Annotated in this window: 23 protein-coding genes; 15 read left to right on the top strand and 8 right to left on the bottom strand. The window is 59.9% G+C overall.

Annotation, left to right across the window (positions count from 1 at the left end; all coding sequences use genetic code 11):
- Nucleotides 1-2 precede the first annotated feature (2 nt).
- Nucleotides 3-869, top strand: coding sequence for a copper resistance D family protein (locus ACR3EN_RS02790; RefSeq protein ID WP_480819143.1), 867 nt, complete (start codon nucleotides 3-5; stop codon nucleotides 867-869).
- Nucleotides 870-1,037: 168 nt separating this feature from the next.
- Here the strand turns inward: ACR3EN_RS02790 and ACR3EN_RS02785 are convergent, their stop codons facing one another.
- Complete coding sequence (locus ACR3EN_RS02785) at nucleotides 1,038-2,072, bottom strand: LacI family DNA-binding transcriptional regulator (protein ID WP_480819144.1); 1,035 nt, start codon at nucleotides 2,070-2,072, stop codon at nucleotides 1,038-1,040.
- Between the two features lie 171 nt (nucleotides 2,073-2,243).
- Here ACR3EN_RS02785 and ACR3EN_RS02780 point away from each other — a divergent pair, with 171 nt between their 5' ends.
- The 11 genes from ACR3EN_RS02780 to ACR3EN_RS02730 all read left to right on the top strand — a co-directional run bounded on the left by ACR3EN_RS02780 (nucleotide 2,244) and on the right by ACR3EN_RS02730 (nucleotide 11,790).
- The gene (locus ACR3EN_RS02780) at nucleotides 2,244-2,435 is read left to right on the top strand and encodes a hypothetical protein (RefSeq protein WP_480819145.1); all 192 of its coding nucleotides are present in this window, start codon (nucleotides 2,244-2,246) and stop codon (nucleotides 2,433-2,435) included.
- A gap of 32 nt (nucleotides 2,436-2,467) precedes the next feature.
- Nucleotides 2,468-3,613, top strand: a complete 1,146-nt coding sequence (locus ACR3EN_RS02775) for a TRAP transporter substrate-binding protein (RefSeq protein WP_480819146.1) — start codon at nucleotides 2,468-2,470, stop codon at nucleotides 3,611-3,613.
- A gap of 104 nt (nucleotides 3,614-3,717) precedes the next feature.
- Nucleotides 3,718-4,233 carry a TRAP transporter small permease gene (locus ACR3EN_RS02770; protein WP_480819147.1) on the top strand — a complete coding sequence of 172 codons (516 nt, stop codon included), beginning with the start codon at nucleotides 3,718-3,720 and terminating at the stop codon, nucleotides 4,231-4,233.
- 15 nt (nucleotides 4,234-4,248) lie between these two features.
- Nucleotides 4,249-5,580: a TRAP transporter large permease gene (locus ACR3EN_RS02765; RefSeq protein ID WP_480819148.1), complete on the top strand. Its 1,332-nt coding sequence runs from the start codon at nucleotides 4,249-4,251 to the stop codon at nucleotides 5,578-5,580.
- Nucleotides 5,581-5,617: 37 nt separating this feature from the next.
- Complete coding sequence (hisD, locus tag ACR3EN_RS02760; RefSeq protein ID WP_480819149.1) at nucleotides 5,618-6,925, top strand: histidinol dehydrogenase; 1,308 nt, start codon at nucleotides 5,618-5,620, stop codon at nucleotides 6,923-6,925.
- A gap of 8 nt (nucleotides 6,926-6,933) precedes the next feature.
- Nucleotides 6,934-7,671, top strand: coding sequence for an SDR family NAD(P)-dependent oxidoreductase (locus ACR3EN_RS02755; protein ID WP_480819150.1), 738 nt, complete (start codon nucleotides 6,934-6,936; stop codon nucleotides 7,669-7,671).
- A complete protein-coding gene (locus ACR3EN_RS02750; protein ID WP_480819151.1) occupies nucleotides 7,668-8,630 on the top strand; it encodes an alcohol dehydrogenase catalytic domain-containing protein in 963 nt (320 codons plus the stop codon). The genes ACR3EN_RS02755 and ACR3EN_RS02750 overlap by 4 nt, the downstream gene beginning before the upstream one ends.
- A 17-nt stretch (nucleotides 8,631-8,647) precedes the next feature.
- Nucleotides 8,648-8,953 carry a UxaA family hydrolase gene (locus ACR3EN_RS02745; RefSeq protein ID WP_480819152.1) on the top strand — a complete coding sequence of 102 codons (306 nt, stop codon included), beginning with the start codon at nucleotides 8,648-8,650 and terminating at the stop codon, nucleotides 8,951-8,953.
- Between the two features lie 12 nt (nucleotides 8,954-8,965).
- Entirely contained in the window at nucleotides 8,966-10,144 is a 1,179-nt protein-coding gene (locus tag ACR3EN_RS02740; protein WP_480819153.1) for a UxaA family hydrolase, read from the top strand.
- Between the two features lie 57 nt (nucleotides 10,145-10,201).
- A complete protein-coding gene (locus ACR3EN_RS02735) occupies nucleotides 10,202-11,224 on the top strand; it encodes an Ldh family oxidoreductase (RefSeq protein WP_480819154.1) in 1,023 nt (340 codons plus the stop codon).
- 140 nt (nucleotides 11,225-11,364) lie between these two features.
- A complete protein-coding gene (locus ACR3EN_RS02730; RefSeq protein WP_480819155.1) occupies nucleotides 11,365-11,790 on the top strand; it encodes a universal stress protein in 426 nt (141 codons plus the stop codon).
- 148 nt (nucleotides 11,791-11,938) lie between these two features.
- On the opposite strand, the gene rplT is transcribed toward ACR3EN_RS02730, so the two are convergent.
- From rplT to pyk, 5 genes are all read right to left on the bottom strand, one after another.
- Complete coding sequence (gene rplT / locus ACR3EN_RS02725) at nucleotides 11,939-12,304, bottom strand: 50S ribosomal protein L20 (protein WP_170658380.1); 366 nt, start codon at nucleotides 12,302-12,304, stop codon at nucleotides 11,939-11,941.
- A gap of 15 nt (nucleotides 12,305-12,319) precedes the next feature.
- Nucleotides 12,320-12,520, bottom strand: a complete 201-nt coding sequence (gene rpmI, locus ACR3EN_RS02720) for a 50S ribosomal protein L35 (RefSeq protein WP_010443552.1) — start codon at nucleotides 12,518-12,520, stop codon at nucleotides 12,320-12,322.
- Between the two features lie 182 nt (nucleotides 12,521-12,702).
- Entirely contained in the window at nucleotides 12,703-14,253 is a 1,551-nt protein-coding gene (locus tag ACR3EN_RS02715; RefSeq protein ID WP_480819156.1) for an alanine/glycine:cation symporter family protein, read from the bottom strand.
- Between the two features lie 14 nt (nucleotides 14,254-14,267).
- The gene (locus ACR3EN_RS02710; protein ID WP_480819157.1) at nucleotides 14,268-14,705 is read right to left on the bottom strand and encodes a universal stress protein; all 438 of its coding nucleotides are present in this window, start codon (nucleotides 14,703-14,705) and stop codon (nucleotides 14,268-14,270) included.
- A 245-nt stretch (nucleotides 14,706-14,950) separates the two neighbouring features.
- Nucleotides 14,951-16,396 (bottom strand): pyruvate kinase, encoded by a 1,446-nt coding sequence (pyk, locus tag ACR3EN_RS02705; RefSeq protein ID WP_480819158.1) that lies wholly within the window; start codon nucleotides 16,394-16,396, stop codon nucleotides 14,951-14,953.
- 118 nt (nucleotides 16,397-16,514) lie between these two features.
- Here pyk and ACR3EN_RS02700 point away from each other — a divergent pair, with 118 nt between their 5' ends.
- From ACR3EN_RS02700 to ACR3EN_RS02690, 3 genes are all read left to right on the top strand, one after another.
- Entirely contained in the window at nucleotides 16,515-17,252 is a 738-nt protein-coding gene (locus ACR3EN_RS02700; protein WP_480819159.1) for an N-formylglutamate amidohydrolase, read from the top strand.
- A 73-nt stretch (nucleotides 17,253-17,325) separates the two neighbouring features.
- A complete protein-coding gene (locus ACR3EN_RS02695) occupies nucleotides 17,326-17,640 on the top strand; it encodes a DUF1244 domain-containing protein (RefSeq protein WP_480819160.1) in 315 nt (104 codons plus the stop codon).
- A gap of 91 nt (nucleotides 17,641-17,731) precedes the next feature.
- A complete protein-coding gene (locus ACR3EN_RS02690; RefSeq protein WP_480870326.1) occupies nucleotides 17,732-18,850 on the top strand; it encodes an ATP-binding protein in 1,119 nt (372 codons plus the stop codon).
- On the opposite strand, the gene ACR3EN_RS02685 is transcribed toward ACR3EN_RS02690, so the two are convergent.
- Together ACR3EN_RS02685 and dgcA are read right to left on the bottom strand one after the other, a co-directional pair.
- The gene (locus ACR3EN_RS02685; protein WP_480819162.1) at nucleotides 18,847-19,707 is read right to left on the bottom strand and encodes a D-amino-acid transaminase; all 861 of its coding nucleotides are present in this window, start codon (nucleotides 19,705-19,707) and stop codon (nucleotides 18,847-18,849) included. The genes ACR3EN_RS02690 and ACR3EN_RS02685 overlap by 4 nt on opposite strands.
- An 11-nt stretch (nucleotides 19,708-19,718) precedes the next feature.
- Nucleotides 19,719-20,684: an N-acetyl-D-Glu racemase DgcA gene (gene dgcA, locus ACR3EN_RS02680; protein ID WP_480819163.1), complete on the bottom strand. Its 966-nt coding sequence runs from the start codon at nucleotides 20,682-20,684 to the stop codon at nucleotides 19,719-19,721.
- Nucleotides 20,685-20,763: the final 79 nt, after the last annotated feature.

Genomic DNA, 20,763 nt, shown 5'->3' with positions numbered 1-20,763 from the left:
GCATGCCAGACATCTGGGAAGTTGCGGCACTCCTCGCCAAGCTCATGCTTTATATCGGGTTTGTGGGAGCGGCCGGGCTTGTTCTCGTCAATTGCCTGTATTCGGATCTTGTCAAACCGGTGCGTCTGATGATGAAGCGCCAGGCGATGACCCTCGCTTGTCTCGCTATTGTGGCTGCGATAACCGGCTTCATGCTTGGCGCGGCGGCCTTGACGGGCAGCGTGGAGGGTCTGGTCGACCCTGAGATGCTTGGTCTGCTTTGGCAGACTTCCGCAGGCGATGCGCTGGTGTACAGGCTGGCCGGGGCGGTTTTGATTCTTGTCGGGCTGTCTTTGCCGCGCGTCGGTAATTGGATCGCGTTGCCGGGCGGAGCGCTGGCTTTGTGGTCATTTGCGCAGATCGGGCATGTTCTTCAGATGGACTATCTTTATGTCCAACTCTTGTTGTTTTTGCATCTGCTCTGCATAGCCTTTTGGCTCGGAATATTCAGCCCGCTGCGGGCGTTGGCGCTGCGGCCCGAGTGCATTGAAGACGCGGCTGCGCTGGGGCGTCGGTTTGGGCAAGCCGCTGCGCTGGCGGTTCCAGTTTTGATTGCTGCGGGTCTGTGGATGTCCTGGCTGCTTGTAGGTACGGTGCAGGGTTTGGTTTCTACGGGCTACGGACGCGCGCTGCTGGTCAAAGTCCTGCTTGTCGGGTGCCTGTTGACGTTGGCGGCCGCAAATAAACTGCGATTTGTTCCGGCCCTGCGAAATCGAGACGCCAAAGCGGGCCACCACCTTGCCCGATCTATCGAGGTCGAGGTCATCGTCGGACTGGCGGTTCTGGCCACAACCGCGACACTCACAACCATGCTGACACCTCCAAACTGAGGTCGTCTTTCTTGAAAGATTTGCGCACTAAACCACAAGACTCGGCTGAGATGAGGGCCGAGCTGCCGGACCAGCCGTTCATTGCGCAAGTGGGGGCGGAGTGACTGATTGTGATGCGGTTCAAGATGCAGCTTGTGCAAAGGATGATCAGCCGCAAAGCAATCACTGTTAAGTCGGCGGAACCGGCCCCAGCGACTGGCGTAACCGGATTTCAGTTGGCAGTTCGACGCTCTGACCTTTCAGGCCATCTGTGATCATTTGAATAAGCATACCCGCAGCGCGGCGTCCCATCTCGCGATGGGGGACATGAACGGTTGTCAGGGCTGGTTCGGCAAGCATGGCAATCTCGATGTCGTCAAAACCGGTGATCGATATGTCCTTTGGAACCTTCAGGCCCATTTCGCGCGCTGCGCGCAACGCGCCGACAGCCAAAACGTCGTTCACGCACATCACTGCCGTCGTCTGCGGCGCCGCTGTCATAAGCTCGCGAAATGCGATCTCGCCGGTTTCGATGCCGTAGGCGGTCTCGATCAGAAATACGGAATCCGGATCCTGGCCCGCTTCGATCTTGGCATCACGGATACCGTGCACGCGCCCGCGCGCGCGATCGTTCGACCGGGTCGGAGCGGAGATGCAACCGATATGCTGATGCCCCTGTGCGATGACTTGTCGGGCGAGGGCGTGCATGGCCGCCCGGTTGTCAAAGCCGATCGCGGTCCGCGATTCCTCGGGGTTGAAAGACCAAGCGATCAAGGTTGGCACGCGACGCTTTTCAAGAAAATCGTAGATCTCTGGTTCGCGATCGTACCCGATCAGCAGAAGGCCGTCGGCGCCCCTTGCCACCAACGCACGCACCTGTTGTTCCTCAAGCTCGGCATCATAGGCCGATGATGCAACCAGCAGCGTTTTACCTTGTCGGACAAGTTCTTCCTGAAAAGCCTGCAGCCCACGCGCAAATACGGCGTTTTCCATCGTCGGGATCACAGCGGCGATCGTATTCGTCTGCCGCGCCGCAAGGGCCCTTGCGCCGAAATTTGGCGCATAGCCAAGCTCGCTGACGGCGGCCAGAACGCGGGCGCGGGTGTCCGGCCCGACCCGCTCGGGCGAATTCAGACACCGTGATACGGTTGCGGTGGATACCTTCGCATGACGCGCAACATCTGCGAGCGTGGGGACCGGGTTTTCGTTTCCGCTTTGAAGCATGGTTTTTCTTATCATTCGGGGCGGGCACCTAGCCCAGGTTGCGTGCAAGCAAAAGGGCGAAGTCAAAGGCCAGCTTAGCATAGATATAATGTAAGCGCTTGCATCACAAAATGTAAGCGCTTACATTTGCTGCGACTCGGTGCCGTACATTGGGCGGGTCAGGGAGGGTGCATGCCGTACTTGATAGCAGGGATATTGCTGGTTGCCTTTGTCGCGAATGTGGTGATCGGGGCGGTCTGGAAAGCGCCTCTGGTCAACAACGTCTGGGAAATGCTGATCTTGTTCGCGGCGGCCATCGCCTTCTCGGTCGGCATTCTACGCAGCGAAGCAAAAGAAATTTCGGAGGAAAAACCAAAGGAATAAATCCGAAAAAAAGTCCAACGGGAGGATAACACATGGACAAGACCAAACAGGAGCTGGCTTCGGCTGAGCGTCGGAATTTTCTGAAACTTGCGGGCACCGGGTCGTTCACGGCGGCCATGGTTGCGGGTGCTGCGGGCACATTGTGGTCCAGCGAGGCCGCAGCGCAAACAGCGGCAGAAGAACGTGATCGCGAAAATGCCGCGGAATTCAAGATGACGCTGGCCACCGCATATGTTCTGGGCGCATCGCGGAGCTATCCGATCATGCAGCTGGATCTTAAAGAAAACATCCAGAACATGACGAATGGCAAAGTCTATGTGAAGCTTGCTCCGGGCGGACAGCTTGGTGCGGGCGGGGCCTTGGCGCAGGCAGTCCAAGGCGGTACGATTCAGTGCGCGCAGCACTCGCTGGCCAATTTCGCGCCGTTCGCAAGTGTCGTGGACCTTATCAATCTTCCCTATTTCTGCGGCTCGAACCAGCGGTTTACAAACCTGACCTCGTCCGAGGCCTGGAAGTCGGAAGTCGATCCAAAAATCGCGGCATCCGGGTTTAAGGCGCTGATGTACATCGTGATCGACCCGCGTGTCGTTGCGGTTCGCAAAGGTGGCAATGCGATCATCACGCCCGGTGATATGTCCGGCGTCAAATTCCGTGTACCGGGATCAAAAATGCTGCAGCAGTACTACGGGATGGTCGGTGCAAACCCGACGCCTGTAGCATGGGGTGAGACCCCGTCGGCCATCCGACAGGGTGTTGCAGACGCACTTGATCCCTCGGTCGGCGCGCTGCAAGTCTTTGGTTTCGGGGAGATTCTGAGCCACGTGACCTTCACGCAGGCGGTGCCGGACAGCCAGGTCTATTCGATCAACCTCGAATGGTTCGACAGCCTGCCAACGGATGTGAAGGAAGGTATCGAGTTTGCGGGTGATGTCACCCAGCAGCAAAACCTGTCCAAGGTGCCCTCGGCGCGCGCCTATGCGATGTCGCAGCTGATTGCCAATGGTGTCGAATTCCACTCGCTGAGCGAAGATCAGTTGGCCGAGTGGCAAGAGGTCGGCGGGTACCAGCGCAGCGAATGGGATGGTTTCAAAACCGAATTGGCCGGGTCCATGGAGACCTTCGCCAAGCTGGAAGAAGCCGCAGGGACGCGCGCGAAATACTACGTGCATGACGCCTGATGGCGTCTCTGGGCCGACGCCTTGTGCGTCGGCTCACCCAATTCTTGTTTTACCAAAAAACCCACTAGAACACGTCGCCTCTGCGCGACGGCAGTGAGGATGCCATGTCTCAGCTCTTTAGGGCGATTGATAAGAACGCCGAACGTTGGCTGCTATTAGTCTTCTACGTCATGCTTGTCGGCACGATGTTCATCGAAGTGGTCCGGCGCGAGCTCTTTGCCTACTCATCCATCTGGGGCGAAGAAATCGTCCGGTATGCGTTTATCTATCTTGCATGGATCGGGGCAGCCGCCGCAGTGAAAGAGCGCGGGCATATCCGCATTGATGTTCTGATGCACTACGTGCCGCACACCGTCAAAACGCTGCTCTACATATTCGGCGACATCGTCATGTTCATTGTGGCGCTTGTTGCGATCTACTGGTCTTGGGAGACCGTCCACGTGTCCTGGAAATTCGGGTCCGTCACGCACGGTCTGCGGATCAGTCAGGTCTTTTTCCTCATGGCGGTGCCGTTCGGCTTCGCGCTGGTCATCTTCCGGCTGGTGCAGTCCTTCCTCCGCGATGTTGCCGACCTTCGAGCGGGCCGTCCCGTCTACGAAGGCGACAAGCTGTTTGATTAAGGGAGGGATCGAGCCATGATGTGGCAACAACTCGGCGGTCAAACGCTGGAACTTGGCTGGGATTTCTACGCCTCTGTCATTCTCTTCGTCGTGCTTGTGGCGCTGGCCGTCCCGGTCTGGGCCGCCATCGGCGCCGCGTCGATCACCATGCTGCTCATGTCCGGCGCATTGCCGCTGAGCCTTGTGGGTGAAAAACTGTTCTCGGGCATTGACGCCTTCGCGCTGACAGCCGTTCCGCTGTTCATCCTGACCGGGGATGTGCTTGTCCGAACGGGGCTCAGTCGCAAATTTCTGGACGTAGCCGAGGCGCTGACCTGTTGGGCCAAGGGTGGGTTTGGCTCGGCCACTGTTCTTGTGTGCGGCATGTTCGCGGCGATCTCCGGCTCGGATGCGGCAGGTGCTGCCGCGGTTGGTCGCATGACCATCGACCGGTTGGTCGAAAGCGGCTATCCGCGCCCCTATGCTTGCGCCTTGGTTGCCGCAGGGGCCTGTACCGGCATCCTGATCCCGCCCTCCATCGCCTATATCATCATCGGGCTTGTGCTGGGCATTGCGGTTTCGACCCTGTTCCTTGCAGCGTTGATCCCCGGCCTTCTGATCCTGACCGCGATCTTGATCACCAATGTGGTGATGAACCGGCTCAACCTCTGGGAAGGTGGTGGCATGATGACCGCCGCCGAATGGCGCGCGAACCTGTGGAAGACGGTCAAGTCCGGCTGGTATGCATTCCTTGTGCCGGGGATCATCTTTTACGGCATCTTTTCGGGCAAACTGACCCCGACCGAGGCCGGCGCGGTGGCCGTGGTTGTCACCATCGTCATCGGATTTATCCTAGGCACGCTAAAGCTGTCCGACTTCCCGGCGATGCTGGTCAGTTCGGCCAAGGTCAACGGTGTGATCCTTCCGATCATCGCGTTCTCCATCCCGCTGGCCGAGGCTCTGGCCATTATCGGCGTGCCACAGGGCTTTGTCGGCGCTCTGACCTCGGTCAGCACCAACGAATACGTTCTGATCGGCATGATGGTTCTGATCCTGATCATAGCGGGCTGCGTCATGGAAACGACACCCAACATCGTGATACTGGCGCCGATCCTGTACCCGTTGGCGCAAGAAATCGAAATGAACCAGATTCAGTTCTGCATCATGATGATCACGGCGCTTGGGGTTGGGTTCATCACCCCACCGCTGGGGCTAAATCTGTTCGTTGTCTCGGGAATTACGGGCGAGTCGATCCTCAAGATCGCTTACCGCGCCATCCCCTTCGTCTTCTTCATGCTGATCGTGACACTGATGATCGCCTATATTCCGGCGTTCTCGACCTCACTTTTGCCTGATGTCTATCGTTAAGCCGCCGAAAGACGCGGTAGGAAAAAGGAGTCACTTCATGACCCGTGAGTACCTCAAGAAAGCCACGCTGACCGCGCGCAGCGGCGCCTCGGATGTGAGCGAAATCGTTCAGGGGATTCTGAACGACATCGAAGCAGGGGGCGATGCCAAAGCGTTGGAATACGCTGCCAAATTTGACAAGTACGAAGGCAATGTCATCCTCAGCGATGCAGAAATCCAGGCCGCGATCGATGCGGTCCCGGAAAAGCTGAAGCGGGATATCGAGTTCAGCCACGGCAATGTCAAACGTTTTGCCGAGGCGCAAAAGGCATCCATGACCGACATCGCGGTGGAGGTTGTGCCGGGCCTAACAGCCGGGCAGAAGATGATCCCTGTAGATGCTGCAGGCTGTTACGTGCCGGGCGGTCGGTATAGCCACATCGCCAGTGCAATCATGACGGTGACGACGGCCAAGGTGGCGGGATGCAAGCACATCGTGGCGTGTTCGCCCCCGCGTCCTGATGTTGGTATCGCGCCTGCGATCGTCTACGCGGCGCATATCTGTGGCGCAGACAAGATCATGGCCATGGGTGGCGTGCAGGGAGTTGCGGCGATGACCTTCGGGCTGTTTGGCCTGCCAAAGGCAAACATCCTTGTGGGTCCCGGCAACCAGTTTGTGGCCGAAGCCAAACGCATCCTGTTTGGACGCGTTGGTATCGACATGATCGCGGGGCCGACCGACAGTCTCGTCCTTGCGGATGCCACCGCTGACCCGATGGTTGTCGCGACCGATCTGGTTGGACAGGCCGAACATGGCTACAACTCGCCGGTCTGGCTGGTGACAGACAATCGTGATTTGGCCGAAGAGGTCATGCGTCTGGTGCCGGTTCTGATCGATGATCTGCCCGAGGTGAACCGTGAAAACGCGACCGCAGCATGGCGCGACTATGCCGAGGTCATCCTGTGTGCAGACCGTGAAGAGATGGCTGCGACATCTGATCAATACGCCCCGGAACACCTGACGGTGATGGCAGACGATCTTGATTGGTGGCTGGATCGGCTGACCTGCTACGGGTCGTTGTTTCTGGGCGAAGAGACTACGGTGGCCTTCGGTGACAAAGCCTCGGGCACCAATCACGTGCTGCCGACCAGCCGCGCCGCGACCTATACCGGTGGTCTGAGCGTGCATAAATACATGAAAATCGTGACCTGGCAGCGCTCGACTGCGGACGCGATGAAACCAATCGCCCAGGCCACGGCCCGCATCTCGCGCCTGGAAGGAATGGAGGCGCATGCGCGTACGGCAGATATTCGACTGGCCAAGTTTTTCCCCGGCGAAAACTTTGATCTGACAGCCGAAGACTGAGTCTGCTCGTGACCTATCACCCTGATCTTACAGGACATGTCGCGTTGGTGACCGGGGCCAGTTCAGGCCTCGGGCGTCGCGCAGCCCACATTCTGTCGCAGGCTGGCGCCATGGTTGTTGGCGTCGCCCGGCGTGCTCAGGCGTTGGCAGAGTTGGATCAGGTCCACGCCTTACCTTGGGATCTTTCGGATCGTGATGGGCTGGCCGAGCTGGCGGTTGTTGCGGCACAGCCATTTGGCGCACCGGATATTGTCGTGCATGCCGCCGGGATCAACACGCGCGAAGCTGCGGATGATGTCTCGCCCGAGGGATGGGATATCACGATCGGGCTGAATCTTGCGGTACCCTTCTTTCTGTCGCAGCATCTTGTCGCCGGAATGAAGGCAAAGGGATGGGGGCGGATCGTCAATTTTGCCTCGCTCCAGTCCAGCCGGGCCTTTCCGGGGGGACTCAGCTATGGGGCATCGAAGGGTGGTGTCGCGCAACTGACCCGGGCGATGGCCGAAAGCTGGTCCTCAAGCGGTATATGTGTGAATGCCATTGGTCCGGGGTTTTTCCGAACCGAACTGACGGCCGCTGTGTTCGACGACCCCGAGCGCGCGGCTCGCAACGCGGCCCAGACCTGCATTGGGCGGAACGGTGAACCTGAAGATCTTGATGGACCTTTGCTTTTCTTTTGCTCGGATGCTTGCGCTTATGTGACCGGGCAGGTTCTGATGGTTGACGGGGGGTTCACTGCGAAATGAAAGCGCTGGTCTATACCGATGTCGAAACGCTGGACTACCGCGGTTTTGCGGATCCCGAGCCGCGCCCGGACGAGGTTCTGGTGCGCATCGACAGTGTTGGAATCTGCGGATCGGATATGCACGCCTATCTGGGCCATGACGAGCGGCGTCCGGCCCCGTTGATACTTGGCCATGAAGGGGCTGGAGTGACCTCGGATGGTCGGCGCGTCACGATCAACCCGTTGGTTACGGACCCCAACAGCGCTGCCAGCCGGTCGGGTCGCGAAAATCTGTGCCCCTCGCGTCAGATTATCTCGATGCCGCCGCGTGAGGGCGCTTTCGCCGAATACGTCGCCATACCGGACCGAAATCTGGTTGAAGTGCCCGCGCATATCACGCTGGAGCAGGCCGCGCTGGCCGAACCGATTGCGGTCAGCTGGCATGCGGTGCGGCTTGGGCTTGCAGCTTTGCATCCCGCAGATGACCGGCGCGCCCATGTGATCGGAGGCGGCGCGATCGGCTTGGCCGCAGCGCTGGCGCTGCGTGCGATGGGGGTTGAGCGGGTGAGCCTTTCGGAACCCAACGCAGCCCGCGCCGGCTATCTGCGCGAGGTCTGTGGCATCGAGGTGGTGGAGGCCCCGGAACAGGACATCCCATTGGTGATCGATGCGGTGGGTTTTGCCACCACCCGGGCGGTTGCATCCGCACTCGTCAGCCCCGGTGGGGTCATCTTGCATATCGGCCTTGGCAGTTCCGATGGCGGGCTGGATATCCGGCGTATCACGTTGCAGGAAATCACCCTGATCGGTACCTATACCTATACCGCACAGGATTTCCGCGACACGTGCAGCGCCATGTTTGATGGCCGCCTTGGACCGCTCGACTGGGTGGAAACCCGCACCCTGTCCGAGGGGGCCGCCGCCTTTGCAGACATTCGCGCAGGCCGAACGCTTGCGCCGAAAACAATCCTTAAACCATAGCGAAATCGGAGACGTTGATGTCAAATCCAGCCCCAAACGAAATACCGCACCTTTTGGTGCATGAAGAGGAAGACAATGTCGGTGTGGTGGTTGTCGAAGGTCTGACCGCAGGCACGGACATGCTGTGCTGTATCACCCACGACAACTCGACCTTCCGCCTGACCGCAGGCGCAGACGTTCCGATCGGGCACAAGATTGCCCTCAAGGACCTCAAAGACGGGGATACCGCGATCAAATATGGCGAGGATATTGGCAAAATTATCGCCGACATCCCCCAGGGCGGGCATGTCCACACCCACAATTGCAAGACCAAGCGTTGGTAAGGGATCAATAGCATGAGCAAATATTCAAACATGACCGTCATGGGCTACCGGCGTGAAAATGGCCGGGTTGGTGTGCGCAACCACGTGCTGATCCTGCCGGTTGACGATATCTCGAATGCCGCCTGCGAAGCGGTGGCCAACAACGTCAAAGGCACGCTGGCAATTCCACACGCCTATGGCCGCCTGCAGTTCGGCGAAGACCTCGAGTTGCATTTTCGGACAATGATTGGCACGGGCGCCAACCCCAACGTGCATTCGGTGGTGGTGATCGGGATTGAACCCGGTTGGACCAAGCGCATTGCCGATGGCATTCGCGAGACCGGCAAGGAAGTGGCCGAGTTCTCGATCGAACAAAACGGTGACTTTGAAACCATTCGCCGGGCGTCGTGGGCGGCCAAGGACTTTGTCCACAAGGCCACTGAAATCCAGCGCGAAGAATGCTCGATCAACGAGCTGTGGATTTCCACAAAATGCGGTGAAAGCGACACGACAACGGGTCTGGGGTCCTGTCCGACCGTCGGCAATATGTACGACAAGCTGTTGCCCGAGGGGATTACCGGCTTCTTTGGCGAAACTTCAGAGATCACCGGGGCGGAACACATCTGCCAGAAGCGCGCCATCAACGAAGAGGTGGGCGAGCGCTGGTACAAGATGTGGAAGGCCTATCAGGACGATGTGATTTTCGCGCATCAGACCGATGATCTGAGCGACAGCCAGCCAACCAAAGGTAACATCGAAGGCGGGTTGACCACCATCGAGGAAAAAGCGCTGGGCAATCTCGAAAAGATCGGCCGGACCTCGCAATATATCGACATTCTCGAACCCGCCGAGCAGCCGCAATCGGGCAAAGGGCTTTACTTTATGGACAGTTCTTCGGCGGCGGCGGAATGCGTTACGTTGATGGCGGCGGGCGGGGCCGTAATCCATACCTTCCCGACAGGGCAGGGCAATGTGGTCGGCAATCCCATTGTTCCGGTTATCAAGATCACGGCGAACCCGCGCACCGTGCGCACCATGGGCGAGCACGTGGATGTCGATGTTTCGGGCATTCTGCGCCGCGAGCAGACGATTGACCAGGCCGGAGACGCGCTGATCGACATGATCCGCCGGACCGCGAACGGCCGCAATACAGCGGCTGAAGCATTGGGGCATCGGGAGTTCTCGATGACCAAGCTGTATCGCAGCGCATAAACTCCAAGAGGCGGCGGCTGGTGCAGCGGCCGCCTTTCGGATGAAACCGGGGCTTAGATGGCTGATACGATCCACCTGACGCTTGCAGAGGCGATCTCTCTGCTGACCGCTGTTTTCGAGAGAGCGGGCGTTTCCAATGCTGTCGCGACAAGCGTCGCGCGCGCATTGGTGGCTGCGGAAAGCGAAGGGCAGGTTGGTCACGGCTTTAGCCGTGTGGCCGATTATGTGGCGCAACTGGGCAGTGGAAAGATCAACGCAGATGCCAAACCAGTCGTCGCGCAGCATGCACCCGCAGCGGTGCATGTGATGGCGGATCACGGCTTCGCTTATCCGGCCTTGGAGGCAGCGCTCGAGGCGGGAATCCCCCTTGCGCGTGACATGGGCATTGCCGTCATGACCATCGGCAACTCTCATCACTGTGGAGCGCTGTCGGTGCAGGTCGAACAGATCGCCGAGGCGGGCCTGATCGGCCTGATGTTTGCCAATACGCCTAAGGCGATTGCGCCTTGGGGCGCCAAAGAGCCCATCTTCGGGACCAATCCGATTGCCTTCGCAACGCCGGTCGCCGACGGCTCGCCACTGGTTATTGATTTGTCCTTGTCCGTCGTGGCACGCGGCAAGGTTATGGCGGCGAAGAAGGCGAACACCTCTATCCCGGCAGGCTGGGCGCTGGACGCCGCAGGGCACCCTACCACAGACCCCGAGGCCGCGCTGGGTGGTACAATGTTGCCAATTGGCGACGCCAAGGGCACTGCGCTGGCGCTTATGGTCGAAATTCTGGCCGCCGCGCTGACAGGAAGCGCGTTCAGCCGCGAGGCGGGTTCGTTCTTCAACGCGGATGGAGACACGCCGGATGTGGGTCAAACCCTGATCGCCATCAATCCGGGCGCGCGGTCTGGGTTCGCTGGCCGGGTGGCTGACCTGCTTGGACAGATCAGCGCGCTGGATGGCGCACGTCTGCCGGGCGAGCGTCGCCGCCGTGCCATCGCGTTGGCTGACAAGGACGGGTTGCGCGTTCCGGCGCATCTTTATAGGCAAGCCCTGCATCTGGCTGACCCCGCCGATCCGGCGAGTTTGTGAGATATATGATGAGCCATCAGCCCTACACCCTTGCGCAGATTGCCCGTGGACAGGATGCGCCGCGATTGGATCCAGTTGTCACGCGGGCATTTATGGGGCGGCCCTCAGACGACACCTCTTCCCAGTAAGGAGCACCTTATATGTTCAAATCCGTACTGATACCCGTTGCCATTGATCACGAAGAACTGGTCGGCGAAAAGATCGCTACCGCCCGAAACCTCTTGGCCGCGGGGGGGAAGATCACGCTTTTGACCGTGCTTGAACAAATTCCCGGGTTCACCGCGGAATTTGTGACCGTGAAGTCTGAAAATCACCTGACCGACAAGATCATGACAAAGCTCAGATCGCTTGCAGCGGATACCACAGATATCGATTGTCAGGTTGAAACCGGAAAACCCGGTATGCGCATCACCGAGGTCGCGCGTGAAATCGGCGCTGACCTGATTATCGTCGGCGCTCATCATCCGTCGGCCATGGACTACTTTCTTGGTTCGACAGCCGCGCGTGTCTCTCGCAGGGCTTCGTGTTCGGTTCTCATCCAGCGTCCGCAGACCTCTGGCACGTGACAGAACGTGGCGTGTAGCCCCGTGTCTGTGCGCGTCGGTCGTTGTTGAAAGAAGCCTTTGCAAAACGACCAAATCCATCAGCGCCAATAGCAAAAAAGGCCGCTCTGACGAGAGCGGCCTTTCTGTTCACTGTCTCTCTGGATCAGGATCAGGCGGTCAAAGCAGCCTGAGCTTTGGCGACGATTGCACCGAACGCTTCCGGTTCGTGTACAGCCAGATCAGCCAGAACTTTGCGGTCCACTTCGATACCGGCCAGGTTCAGGCCGTTGATGAAGCGGGAATAGGTCAGAGCCTCGTCATGCGAACGGACAGCAGCGTTGATACGCTGGATCCACAGCGCGCGGAAGTTGCGCTTGCGGTTCTTGCGGTCGCGGGTTGCGTACTGGTTGGCCTTGTCGACGGCCTGGGTGGCAACTTTGAAGTTGCTCTTGCGACGACCATAATAGCCTTTTGCGGCCTTGATGATCTTCTTGTGACGGGCGTGAGTTACGGTTCCACCTTTAACGCGGGACATCTCTCAAATCTCCTCTTAGCGGTCGTAGGGCATGTAGCCCTTGACGATCTTTGCGTCGGGGGCGGACAGGGTGGTGTTGCCACGGGCGTCGCGGATGAACTTCTTGGTCCGCTTGATCATGCCGTGACGCTTGCCGGCCTGGCCAGCAAGGACCTTACCGGTCGCAGTCACCTTGAAGCGCTTCTTGGCGCTCGACTTCGTCTTCATCTTAGGCATTTCCGTCTCCTATTCTCGGGTTCGGTTTCAGACGCGACTCGGCATGCCATCTCGGCCGGTCACGCAACAGATGCGCCGTTTACGCAAGTTCGGTCATACTGGCAAGGGGGTTTCGACCAGAATCTGCGGAATCCGCAACGGTCATGCACCGGGGCAGCTGCGGGCCGCCCCGGTGAAAGCGTTTAGTGACCGAACTTGCGGATCTCGCCGCTTTTCAGCCGTTCCGCGTAGGATGCCAGCTCCTGACGCACCACTTTCATCAGGAAGTAGAGCGCGAAGACGTTCACAACCGCCATGGCAAAGATCGCCGCGTCCGAGAAGTCGATGACCGGGCCAAGGTTGGCCGCCGCGCCAATCACCACGAAGACGCAGAAGATGATCTTGAACACCAGCTCCTTGGTGTGGCCTTCGCCGAACAGGTAGGTCCAGGCCTTGAGGCCGTAGTAGGACCAGCTGATCATGGTCGAGAAGGCGAACAGCACCACCGCGATGGCCAGAACGTAGGGGAACCAGCTAAAGGCGCTTGCGAAGGCGGCTGAGGTCAGGCTGACGCCCGAGTTGCCGTCAACGGTTGCAATCGCGTTACCCGCTTCGTTCAGCATGTAGTTGCCGGTGTCCGGGTCGATGATCAGCTGCTGGGTGATGATGATCACCAACGCGGTCATCGTACAGATCACGACCGTATCGATGAACGGCTCAAGCAGTGAGACAAAGCCCTCGGTGATCGGCTCCTTGGTCCGTACCGCCGAGTGTGCAATCGCCGCAGAACCCACGCCCGCTTCGTTCGAGAACGCCGCACGGCGGAAGCCCTGGATCAGCGCCCCGACCATGCCACCAGCAACGCCGAGGCCGGTGAAGGCACCTGCGAAGATCTGACCAAAGGCCCAACCGATCTGGTCTGCGTGCATGATGATGATGATCAGAGCGGCCAGCACATACATCACACCCATGAACGGCACGACCTTCTCGGTCACGCTGGCGATGGATTTCAGGCCGCCCACGATCACCGCGAAGACGATGCCCGCAAAGACCAGACCCGTGATCCAGCCCGGATAATCTCCGACGATGCCCGCGATCTGCTGGTGCGCCTGATTGGCCTGGAACATATTGCCCCCGCCCAACGCGCCGAGAATACAGAAGATCGAGAACAGAACGGCCAGAATCTTACCGCCCGGCAGGCCCAGCTCGTTGAACCCTTTGGACATATAATACATCGGGCCACCCGAAACGGTGCCGTCTTCGTATTCGTTGCGGTATTTCACGCCCAGCGTACATTCGGTGAATTTCGACGCCATGCCCAGCAGGCCCGCGACGATCATCCAGAAGGTTGCGCCCGGTCCGCCGATACCGACGGCGACCGCCACACCGGCGATGTTCCCAAGGCCAACCGTACCTGACAGGGCCGTTGCAAGCGCCTGAAAGTGGCTGACCTCACCCGCATCATTGGGGTCAGAATAGTCACCTTTGACCAGGCTGATCGCATGGCTGAAGAACCGCAGCTGCACGAAGGCAAAATACAGTGTGAACACCGTGGCCGCGATCACCAGCCAACCCACGATCCATGGGAAGCCGGTTCCCGGAAATGGTGCGAAGATAAAGCTGACAAAGGGGCCGGTGAAATCGGCAAAGGCCTGATTGATCTTTTCGTCCAGCCCGACGGTTTCCTGTGCCATTGCAGGGCCCGCGGCCAGAGTGGTCAGAGCGGCAAGGCCCAGTTTGTTGTGCATATTCATTCTTGTCCCTCCCCTCAGTTCACGACCGTAACCGGAACATCGGCATGCATGACCAGATTCTGGGTCGAGCTGCCGAACAGGCGTTTCTTGAATCCGTCTGCCGAGGCCCGACCGACAACGATCTGCGACCCGCCGTTTTCGACGGTGATCTTGTTCAGCGTTTCAGCCACATCGCCATGACGCACGATGCCATGCGCCTCGAACCCGGCGGCTTTCAGCGCCTCGACCGCAGGCGCGATGATGCGCGTCGTGGCCAGTTCAACCTCTTCCTCGCGCCGCTTGTGACGCAGGGCGTTTTCCTCAGGGGTCTGGAAAGTGAAAGGGGACCATTCGATGACGTAAACCACCAGCAATTCGCATGTTCCGATCCGCTCGGCCATGTCCTTGGCAAAGGCGATCGCGCGCTCTCCGGTTTCTGTCCCGTCCAGTCCTATGACAATTTTCGTTGTCATCTCGTTCCTCCGTTATTGTTGATTTGGCCGGGGCCCTCGCCCCCGGCGGGGCAGCCGGAACCTGGAACTTGTTTGAGTGGACTGCCCCAGGGTCAAGTATCCCGGAAAAACACGGAAAAACAGAGAGATAATTGCAGGATACAACCGGCAAACACCTAACACCCTGTAAAACAAAGCAACTTTTTGCCTAAATTATAGGCAAGATGTAAGGTCTCAAGGTGAAATATCGCTGGCCGCGCCGTGTCTTAGCCCGGATCGGTGTTGTAGATCAGCCGCTCGTCACAGGGCGCGATACGCAGAATATTGGTCGTGCCGGGTACGTTGAAGGGCACACCGGCGGTGACCACGATCTGATCGGCCTCGGATGCGAACCCGCCGGCCCGCGCGGCCCGCGCAGCGCTGACCACAGCGCCTTTGAATCGCTCCAACTCGGGCGTCATGACGCAATGGCATCCCCAGCTGAGGCACAGCCGGCGTGCCGTGCCGGTGGCGGGGGTCATGGCGATGATTGGCACGCCAGGACGTTCGCGTGCGGTCAGCAACGCAGTGGTGCCGCTTTGGGTGAAACAACAGATCGCCTTGATGTCGGTTTTCTCGGCAATCTCACGCGCAGCAGCAACGATACCGTCCGCAATTGTGGTCCCCTTCGCCGTCCGCGAGGCGGCGATGATCTGGTCATAGGTCGGATCGGCCTCGACCTCGATGGCGACCTTGTTCATGGTCTGCACCGCCTCAACCGGATACGACCCGGCTGCGGATTCCGCGCTGAGCATGATGGCATCCGTCCCCTCGTAGATCGCGGTGGCGACGTCCGAGACCTCGGCCCGCGTGGGCATCGGGCTTTCGATCATGCTTTCCAGCATCTGGGTGGCGACGATGACGGGCTTCGCCGCGCCTCGACATTTGCGCACCAGACGTTTCTGGATCGGCGGCACCGCCGAGACGGGCAGTTCCACCCCAAGATCGCCTCGCGCGACCATGATTCCGTCCGAGGCGTCAAGAATGTCGTCAAACGCCTCAACCGCCGCAGGCTTTTCAATCTTCGACAGAATCGACGCACGGCCATCCGCCAGCGCGCGCGCTTCAAACACATCTTTGGCCCGCTGCACAAAGCTGAGCGCCAGCCAGTCCACACCCAGCTGGCACACAAATTCCAGGTCATCGCGATCCTTGGCCGACAGCGCCGCCAGCGGCAGGACCACATCAGGCACGTTCACACCCTTGCGGTTGGAAATCGTTCCGCCAACCTCGACAGTGCAGTTGGCGAAGTCTTGACCGCAATCCTGCACGATCAGGCGGATCTTGCCGTCATTAACCAGCAGCCGTGCGCCCACTTCCAGCGCGGCAAAAATTTCGGGGTGGGGCAGGCACACACGTCCCGCGTCCCCTGGCGCTGGATCAAGGTCCAGCCGGAAGGCCGCGCCTTCCGCGAGTTCCTCGGCGTCGTTGGCGAACACGCCGACGCGCAGCTTGGGGCCTTGCAGGTCGGCCAGAATCGCGATCGGGCTGTCCAGATCCTTTTCGACCTGCCGAATGATACGGTGCCGTTCGCGAATCTCGTCATGGCTGCCATGGCTCATGTTCAGGCGGAATACATCCGCCCCGGCCTCGTGCAGGGCGCGGATCATGTCATAGTCATTGGACGCCGGTCCCAGCGTCGCGACGATTTTCACATTTCTCAGGCGTCGCATTTGTCGGGCTCTCCTCAAACGTCCGTATGTTATCGCAAACAGTTCTTTGCCTGCTTATTGCGCAATTCCCTTTCCGAGGCAACTGCCGTACACCTGCATCAAACAAGATGACAGGCTCATGACATACTCTCCGTTTTTTGTTCATGGCGCGGATCGCCCGTCGCGCTGGCTGATTACCTGCGATCACGCAACCAATATGGTGCCGCCCGACATCAACGGCGGCGATCTGGGCCTGCCGCGCGAAGATATGGAGCGTCACATTGCCTATGACGTCGGCGCTTATGAGGTCTCGAAACATCTGGGCGAGCTTCTGAACACGCCGGTGATCGCGGCCAATTTCTCGCGTCTGGTGATCGATCCAAACCGGGGCGAAGATGACCCGACGCTGGTGATGAAGCTCTATGACGGCTCGATCATCCCCGGCAACCGTCATGCGGACGCGGCCGAGCGCGAACGCCGCCTGCAGACGTGCTATCGCCCCTATCACGAGGCGCTTGCGGAACTGGCGGCATTGCCCCATGCGGTCATCATCTCGATGCACTCTTTCACGCGCCAATTGCGGGGCCGCGAACCACGCCCGTGGCATATCGGCGTGCTGCATACCCCCGATGAACGGTTCTCGCGCCCTCTGATCAACCGGCTGCAGGCCGCGGACGATCTCTGCGTTGGGGTCAACGAGCCCTATACCGGCGTCCTGCCCGGCGATGCGATCGACAAGCACTGCACCACGTTCGGGCGGCCTAATGCGCTGATCGAACTGCGCAACGATCTGATCGCGGATCATGACGGACAACGGCACTGGGCCGAACGACTGGCCGTGATCCTGCAGGATGCGCTGTCCGACAGCGGGCTATAGCGGCTTTTGTTGAAACATCGGGGGCGGGTTGCTACCTCAGACGGGAACACGCCCAACAAGCCGGAGCCCTGACATGGACAAGCAAACCGAAATCGAACTTCAGGCCGCCGCCTTCCGCCGGTTGCAAAAGCACCTGATGGAAGACCGCACCGATGTGCAGAATATCGACATGATGAATCTGGCCGGGTTCTGCCGCAACTGCCTGTCGCGCTGGTATCAGGAAGCCGCCAACGAAAAAGGCATCGAGATGGGCAAGGACGAGGCGCGGCAGGTTTTCTATGGCATGACCATGGATGAATGGAAGGCGAACTATCAGACCGACGCCAGCGCCGAGAAACAGGCCGCCTTCAAGGTCGCCTTCGAAGAGAATGTGGGGAAAGAGGGCTGATCCCCAACCTTTCCTTGACCGTTTCGGAAAGTATCCTAAAGTATTCCTCACAAGAATACTTCATCCCAATCCCGGGTAACACAGGATACCGATGAGCCAGGACCATCACATTCCGCGTCCCGACGAGGCCGCCCTGATCGCGGGCCTGCTCAACCCCGACCCGCTGGTGGGGGAGAGCGCCGGGCTGTTTCTGGCCGCCCCGCGCCGCACCGGCAAAAGCACCTTTCTGCGCCGCGATCTGACCCCGCTGCTCGAAGATCAGGGCCGGTTCGTGATCTATGTCGACCTCTGGGCCGATCGCAGCAGTGATCCAGGCGCGCTGATCACCGCCCGTCTGGCCCGCGCGCTGCAGGAGTGCGACTCGCTGATTGCAAAGCTGCGCCGCAGGGTGCCGTTCTCATCCATCGGGGCGCTGGGCTTTAGCGTGAACCTCAAGGCCGCCGGCGCGTGGGAGGGCACGATCCCCGACGCGCTGATGCTGCTGTGCGAGGCCACCGGCAAGGATGTGGTCCTGATCGTCGACGAGGCACAGCAAAGTCTGGCGACCGAGGCGGGCCGGAACGCAATGTACGCGCTGAAGGCGGCGCGGGATGCGGTCAATCAGGCGGGGTTCGAGACGCGGCTATATCTGGTCATGACCGGCTCGCATCGCGACAAGCTGGCGGCGCTGATCCACAACCAGCAGGCCCCTTTCTTCGGCGCGCGCGTGCGCGATTTCCCGAAGCTGGGGCAAAGCTACACCGCCGCCCTGACCGAACGGATCAATGCGCGGCTGGCCGAGGATGCGCAGGTTTCGGCAGACACCATGGATGCGGTGTTCGAAGATCTGGGCCGCCGCCCCGAAATCCTGAACGACTGCCTGCGCGATCTTATTCTGGAAACCACCCCCGGCGATCAGGCGCTGCGCGCCATCGCCGACCGGAAGAAAGTTCAAATGCGCGAGGCGCTTCTGGCCGAGATCAGCACCCTGACCGACCTGCAACAGGCCATCCTGCGCAAGATGGCCGTGGATGGCATCGACTTCACACCGTTCACCGACGACACCCGGCAGGCGCTGGCCGGTGACCGCAAACACTATAGCAAAGGCGGCATCCAAAAGGCGCTGGACGTGCTGCGCGACAAGGGGCTGGTCTGGCGGCCTAGCTTTGGCAGTTATGTGCTGGAAAACGCCGACCTCGCGCAGGCGCTGCGCGAAGAGGCGCGGGGTTAGACCGCCGCTTTCAGGCTTTCTTCCAGATAAATCTCGCGCAGGCGCTTGGCGATGGGGCCGGGCGTGCCTGCACCCAGCGTCTCGCCGTCAATCTCGACCACCGGCATCACAAAGGTCGAGGCCGAGGTGACAAAGGCCTCATCCGCCTCTTTCGCCTCATCGATGGTGAACAGCCGTTCCTCGACCACCATCTGCGCCTCAGCGGCCATCCGCAGCACGGCCTTGCGGGTGATGCCGTGCAGGATGTCATTGGACAGCGGGCGCGTGACGATCTTGCCGTCCTTGACGAAATAAGCGTTGTTCGAAGTGCCCTCGGTCACATACCCATCTTCGATCATCCACGCGTCATCTGCGCCCGCCTTCTTGGCCATCATCTTACCGAGCGAAGGATAAAGCAGCTGCGTTGTCTTGATATCGCGGCGACCCCAGCGGATATCGTCGATCGAAATGACGCTGATCCCCTTCTGCGCCGCCGGGCTGTTGGCCAGGCCGGGCTTGTTCTGCGTGAACAGCACCAGCGTCGGCTTGACGTCATCTGCCGGAAAGACGAAATCCCGATCCCCATCGCTGCCGCGCGTGACCTGCAAATACACCATGCCCTCGTCGATTTCGTTCAGCTCGACCAGCTTACGGTGAATATTCAGCAACTCATCCTTACTGCAGGGCGCTGCCATGTCCAACTCGTCGAGCGAACGCTTCAGACGTACCGCGTGACCGTCAAAGTCGATCAGCTTGCCGCCCAGAACGCTGGTCACCTCATAAACGGCATCCGCCATCAGAAAGCCGCGGTCGAAAATCGAAACCTTAGCCTCGGTTTCGGGCAGGTAGTCGCCATTCACGTAAACGGTGCGGGTCATGTCGTGTCTCCTCAGCCCCAGAGCACCGCTTTGGGCGGGTGTACTCCGGCGTCATCAAATATAAGCGGGTTGGCACGGTCTTCGGCCAGAAGAAGCGGCCCGTCAAGGTCCGTTACCATCGCCCCCTGCGCCAACAGCGTCGCCGGAGCCATCGCCAGAGAGCTTCCGACCATGCATCCGACCATCACCCGATACCCCTCGGCCAGCGCGGCGCTGCGCAACTCCAGCGCTTCGGTCAGGCCCCCGGTTTTGTCCAGCTTGATGTTGACCACATCATATTTGCCCTTCAAGGCGGGCAGGCTGGACCGGTCATGACAGGATTCGTCCGCACAGACAGGCACAGGCCGCTCCATCCCGATCAGGGCGTCATCATCTCCGGCAGGCAGCGGCTGTTCGACCAGCGCCACGCCCAACCGCACCAGATGCGGGGCGAGGTCGGCATAAACCTCGGCGCTCCAGCCTTCGTTGGCGTCCACGATGATCCGGGCATTCGGGGCCCCCGCGCGCACGGCTTCAAGCCGCGGCATGTCATCGGGCGTGCCCAGCTTGATCTTCAGCAGAGGCCGATGCGCGTTCTGCGCCGCCTGCGCCTGCATTGCCTCGGGCGTGTCCAACGACAGGGTATAGGCCGTGATCTCAGGCCCCGGCACCGGCAGCCCGGCCAGATTCCACACCCGCTTGCCCGACCGCTTCGCCTCAAGATCCCACAACGCACAATCCACCGCATTGCGCGCGGCACCGGCAGGCAACAGGTCCATCAGCGATTGGCGCGAAAACACCTCGGGCAGAGCTGCAATCTCGGCCTCAACCGAGGCTAAGGTCTCATCGTAACGCGCATATGGCACGCATTCGCCCCATCCCTGATGCGCCCCGTCGGTGATCCGTACGGTCAGTACCTGCGCCTCGGTCCGGGACCCGCGCGAGATGGTGAACACCTGCGCCAGCCGAAACACATCACGAGAGACTTCAACCTGCACGCGCCCGCTCCTTCATCTTTTCCCAAATACTCCCGCCGGAGGCAGAGATTTTTCGACGAAAAATCTCCCCCCGCACAGA

The organism is Ruegeria sp. G7, from assembly GCF_056535465.1.
The sequence above is the reverse complement of the archived record's forward strand: the minus strand, read 5'-3'. Positions and strand labels throughout refer to the sequence as shown.

What these genes read in the sequence shown, in the direction of transcription:
- ACR3EN_RS02790 (WP_480819143.1), top strand. Translation starts at nt 3, where the DNA reads ATGCCAGACATCTGGGAAGTTGCGGCACTCCTCGCCAAGCTCATGCTT.
- ACR3EN_RS02785 (WP_480819144.1), bottom strand. Translation starts at nt 2,072, where the DNA reads ATGCTTCAAAGCGGAAACGAAAACCCGGTCCCCACGCTCGCAGATGTT.
- ACR3EN_RS02780 (WP_480819145.1), top strand. Translation starts at nt 2,244, where the DNA reads ATGCCGTACTTGATAGCAGGGATATTGCTGGTTGCCTTTGTCGCGAAT.
- ACR3EN_RS02775 (WP_480819146.1), top strand. Translation starts at nt 2,468, where the DNA reads ATGGACAAGACCAAACAGGAGCTGGCTTCGGCTGAGCGTCGGAATTTT.
- ACR3EN_RS02770 (WP_480819147.1), top strand. Translation starts at nt 3,718, where the DNA reads ATGTCTCAGCTCTTTAGGGCGATTGATAAGAACGCCGAACGTTGGCTG.
- ACR3EN_RS02765 (WP_480819148.1), top strand. Translation starts at nt 4,249, where the DNA reads ATGATGTGGCAACAACTCGGCGGTCAAACGCTGGAACTTGGCTGGGAT.
- hisD (WP_480819149.1), top strand. Translation starts at nt 5,618, where the DNA reads ATGACCCGTGAGTACCTCAAGAAAGCCACGCTGACCGCGCGCAGCGGC.
- ACR3EN_RS02750 (WP_480819151.1), top strand. Translation starts at nt 7,668, where the DNA reads ATGAAAGCGCTGGTCTATACCGATGTCGAAACGCTGGACTACCGCGGT.
- ACR3EN_RS02745 (WP_480819152.1), top strand. Translation starts at nt 8,648, where the DNA reads ATGTCAAATCCAGCCCCAAACGAAATACCGCACCTTTTGGTGCATGAA.
- ACR3EN_RS02740 (WP_480819153.1), top strand. Translation starts at nt 8,966, where the DNA reads ATGAGCAAATATTCAAACATGACCGTCATGGGCTACCGGCGTGAAAAT.
- ACR3EN_RS02735 (WP_480819154.1), top strand. Translation starts at nt 10,202, where the DNA reads ATGGCTGATACGATCCACCTGACGCTTGCAGAGGCGATCTCTCTGCTG.
- ACR3EN_RS02730 (WP_480819155.1), top strand. Translation starts at nt 11,365, where the DNA reads ATGTTCAAATCCGTACTGATACCCGTTGCCATTGATCACGAAGAACTG.
- rplT (WP_170658380.1), bottom strand. Translation starts at nt 12,304, where the DNA reads ATGTCCCGCGTTAAAGGTGGAACCGTAACTCACGCCCGTCACAAGAAG.
- rpmI (WP_010443552.1), bottom strand. Translation starts at nt 12,520, where the DNA reads ATGCCTAAGATGAAGACGAAGTCGAGCGCCAAGAAGCGCTTCAAGGTG.
- ACR3EN_RS02715 (WP_480819156.1), bottom strand. Translation starts at nt 14,253, where the DNA reads ATGAATATGCACAACAAACTGGGCCTTGCCGCTCTGACCACTCTGGCC.
- ACR3EN_RS02710 (WP_480819157.1), bottom strand. Translation starts at nt 14,705, where the DNA reads ATGACAACGAAAATTGTCATAGGACTGGACGGGACAGAAACCGGAGAG.
- pyk (WP_480819158.1), bottom strand. Translation starts at nt 16,396, where the DNA reads ATGCGACGCCTGAGAAATGTGAAAATCGTCGCGACGCTGGGACCGGCG.
- ACR3EN_RS02700 (WP_480819159.1), top strand. Translation starts at nt 16,515, where the DNA reads ATGACATACTCTCCGTTTTTTGTTCATGGCGCGGATCGCCCGTCGCGC.
- ACR3EN_RS02695 (WP_480819160.1), top strand. Translation starts at nt 17,326, where the DNA reads ATGGACAAGCAAACCGAAATCGAACTTCAGGCCGCCGCCTTCCGCCGG.
- ACR3EN_RS02690 (WP_480870326.1), top strand. Translation starts at nt 17,732, where the DNA reads ATGAGCCAGGACCATCACATTCCGCGTCCCGACGAGGCCGCCCTGATC.
- ACR3EN_RS02685 (WP_480819162.1), bottom strand. Translation starts at nt 19,707, where the DNA reads ATGACCCGCACCGTTTACGTGAATGGCGACTACCTGCCCGAAACCGAG.